General features: G+C 48.5%; 3 protein-coding genes. 1 reads left to right on the plus strand and 2 read right to left on the minus strand.

What is annotated here, in order from left to right:
- The first annotated feature begins 178 nt into the window (after positions 1-178).
- Entirely contained in the window at positions 179-2125 is a 1947-nt protein-coding gene (locus ACPLUI_RS12465) for an acetate--CoA ligase (protein WP_424660581.1), read from the plus strand.
- Positions 2126-2176: 51 nt separating this feature from the next.
- Here the strand turns inward: ACPLUI_RS12465 and ACPLUI_RS12470 are convergent, their stop codons facing one another.
- Complete coding sequence (locus ACPLUI_RS12470) at positions 2177-2818, minus strand: TrkA C-terminal domain-containing protein (protein ID WP_424660582.1); 642 nt, start codon at positions 2816-2818, stop codon at positions 2177-2179.
- Positions 2819-2937: 119 nt separating this feature from the next.
- A complete protein-coding gene (locus tag ACPLUI_RS12475; RefSeq protein ID WP_424660583.1) occupies positions 2938-3570 on the minus strand; it encodes a CBS and ACT domain-containing protein in 633 nt (210 codons plus the stop codon).
- Between the last annotated feature and the right edge of the window lie 127 nt (positions 3571-3697).

The raw sequence follows: 3697 nt of genomic DNA on the forward strand, positions 1-3697 counted from the left end.
TGCTTTCCATGGTTAATCGGACCATATTTCTCCTTGATTGGCCAGTCCATTGGCTCCAGCTATCAATCCACTCGCACTCAAAAAAATGCATTCCGCCGGAATTTTCTTAATCTTTGTTTATTTTCAATTTATTATTTTATATGCAAGGTTTTTGATTTTAAAGGGGAGGTAATGTCGCATGGCTGAGAAAATGGGTACCGGACTGGTTCCCCCGCAGGTAAAAGCCTTTATTGACTGGGCGACAGAAGACCCGGAAAGTTTCTGGGCAGAAGCAGCTAACAAAGCTGCCCGCGATATTCACTGGTTTAAAAAGTGGGGTAAGGTATTTACATGGAACTATCCAACTTTTCAATGGTTCTCCGGGGGACTTACCAACATTTGCTATAACTGCGTGGATTATAAAGTTAAGAAAGGAAATGGTGGGCGGGCCGCTTTTATTGCAGAATCCGGAGAAACCGGTGAAACAAGAGTGATAACCTACGGTCAGCTTCTCTCCCTCGTAAAACAATATGCAGCTGCCCTAAGGGGTCTGGGGGTAAAAAAGGGCGACAGGGTAGCCATTTATATGCCGACGGGCATTGAATCAGTCACCGCCATGCTGGCTTGCGCCCGTATAGGAGCCATCCATGTGGTTATTTTTGCCGGTTTTTCTGCCGGTGCGGTAGCAGACCGCCTGCAAATTACAGGTGCCAGATATCTCCTTACCCAGGACGAAAGCCTGCGGAGAGGCAAGCCAGTACCCTTAAAGAAGATGATTGATGATGCTCTGGCCATGTGCCCGGATGATTTAATCACTAAGGTCGTGGTTCTGCAGAAAAATAAAGAGCAGGCACCCCCAATGAAGGCAGGCCGGGATATTTTCTGGGATGAATTCCTGGCCCTGGGCGAAGGGCAGAGCCCGGACATAGAGCTAATGGAAGCCAACGAACCCCTCTTCCTGCTTCCAACTTCCGGCACTACGGCCAAACCCAAGGTTACCGTTCAAAAACATGGCGGTTACCAGATATATATCTATTCCATGGCCAAGTGGATCTACGCTTTACAAGAAGAGGACGTATGGTTCTGTACTTCAGACATTGGTTGGATTGTAGGGCACAGCTATAACGTTTATGGACCCCTGCTGGTCGGGGCTACCAGTGTACTTTACGAAGGCACCCCTGATTATCCGCGGCCAGACATGTGGTGGGATATTGTGGAGAGGAACAAAGTCACAGCAATATGGACATCTCCCACTGGCGTACGGGGTTTGATGAGGTTGGGCATTGAACATGCCAGAAAACACGATCTGAGTACAGTCAAAAGAGTCTTCTGCGCCGGAGAAGTGTTAAACCCTGCTGCGTGGAGCTGGTTACAGGAACAGGTATTTGAAAACAAAATCCCCGTCATGGACCACATGTGGCAAACTGAAACTTCCGGACCTATTTTCGCCAACCCCTACGGGCTGGGCATGATTCCCATTAAACCCGGGTCAGCCGGTATTCCGGTACCAGGTATCATTGCTGAAATTGTGGATGACAGAGAAGGTAAGCCCACAGCACCCGGCGAGAAGGGGATAGTTACTATCTTGAGGCCGTTCCCGGGACTGACTTCCACTTTGTGGAACAACGAAGAAGGTTACCAGAAGGAATACTGGGAGCGTTTACCCTTCACCCAGGGCAGGTATTACTGCGGCGACGCTGCTTCCTTTGATGAAGACGGGTACATCTGGTTTGCCGGGCGTTCTGACGAAGTAATCAAGATTGCCGCCCACAGGATCGGTACTATTGAGATTGAAAACGCACTCATCTCCCACCCGGCAGTGGTGGAAGCTGGTGTTTCGGGTGTTCCCGATGAGCTCAAAGGTGAAGTTGCCTGCGCATTTGTAGTGTTAAAACAGGGTTACCAGCCCAGTGAAGAAATGAAAAAGGATTTAATTGCCCATGTACGTAACACCATGGGGCCAATTGTAATTATCCGGGATATTCAATTTGTAAGCTCCCTGCCTAAAACCCGGAGTGGTAAAATCATGCGCCGGGTGATGAAATCGCTCTGGGTTGGCAAGGAACTGGGCGATCTCTCGACTATTGAAGAAGAGGCATCAGTCGATGAAATACGCGAGGCCATTAAGAAAATGCAACAGGGTTGATAAAAATAAGTAGGTCTCGATCAGAAAGCCTCTCCCATCAAGGGAGAGGCTTTATTGTTGTTTGGAAGTAGTGCCATTCACCAGATTATAAACCTGTTCTTTTAACTCAGGTGGCGCCAGTACAATCAGAACATCACCAGCCTGGATAACCGTGTCAGCCTGAGGTGAGAGGATTTCCTCACCTCCGCGGTAAATAGCCAGGATGGTTGAGCCTGTCTTAGCCCTGAATTCTGCTTCTGCCAGGGACTTGCCCACCAGGGGCGAGTCAGAAGGAACCTTGATTTCCTCAATTCGCTGTAAGTTGCCCGCCATTTTAAAAGTATAATCCAGCAGTTCATTCATAAGCTTCTCAATTTCACTGTTAATCCGGTCCCTTTCCCGCAACAAACGGTGCAAACGTTCCTGCATGTCTCTTAAAACCTGGCGCTGTCCACATTCAGCCAGAAAAGCCTCCGCCGCTCTCTGAGACTTAACCACCACCCCTACACCCGGAGAAACATGCACAATCCCCATATCCTGCAAGAGAGTCAAAGCCCGGCGGATAGTTTCCGGCGAAACATTATACTTACCGGCCAGGGTAGAACGACCGAATATTTTCTGGCCCTCACGGTACTCTCCTCGTGCAATGCGGGTGGCTATGTCGATAGCAATAGTGGCGTAACGGGACAATACATGCGAGCTCAGGGATTCCATGAAATCTTCTCCTTTTCCTTGTTCAAATATAGTGTAACCACCGGCAGAGAATTACAATCAAAATCAATCCGGCCCCATCAGGGAGCCGGATTTTAGCTGTATATCATCTCCCCATATGGTCAACTAACAGATTTTACCTCAAAGCCATGTCTTTCCAAATCAGTTACCAGTGGTTCGGGGTCCACCGTACTGAGACGCAGCATAATTTGGACCCGTTGATTTTCTTTCTCCCGGCACGCCACACCAATGACATTGATCTGGTGTTCCCTTACCACAGCCAGGATGTCGGCCAGAGCACCAATACGATCGCCAACTTCAAGAACCAGACGGGTACCTGCTTTGCGCAGGCCAAAAATGCGGATCAGGGCGTCCAGGATATCGGTTTGGGTAATAATACCTACCAACCCGTCACCCTCAACTACCGGCAGGCTACCAATCTTATGCTCCCGCATGACCAAAGCCGCTTCTTCAATGGTACAGTCTGGACCCACGGTTACGGGTCTGGTTTTCATGACTTCTTTTACTACCATTTTGGAAAGCAGGTAATTCATTTCAAAAACGCTAAGGGTAGTTGCGGGGGAAGGAGTAACGGTCAGCAGATCCCGCTCGGTAATCAGTCCTACCAACCGGCCCTTATCCACCACCGGTAAATGCCTGATCTTATTTTTTTTCATAATGCTTAGAGCTTCCAAGATGGGAGTCCCCGGGTGGATACTGACAGGGGAAGTACTCATATAATCCCGTACAAACATACTTAAACCCCCTGATAACACCTTTACTTTATTATATCATTACCCCTGGAGAACGCAACCTTTGAATAGTTAAAGGATAAAGTCAACACACTGTAGGAAATTTTCTAACCCCACCGATTTTACCAAC

It is taken from the genome of Desulfofundulus sp., assembly GCF_049701015.1.
Taxonomy (GTDB): Bacteria; Bacillota; Desulfotomaculia; order Desulfotomaculales; family Desulfovirgulaceae; genus Desulfofundulus.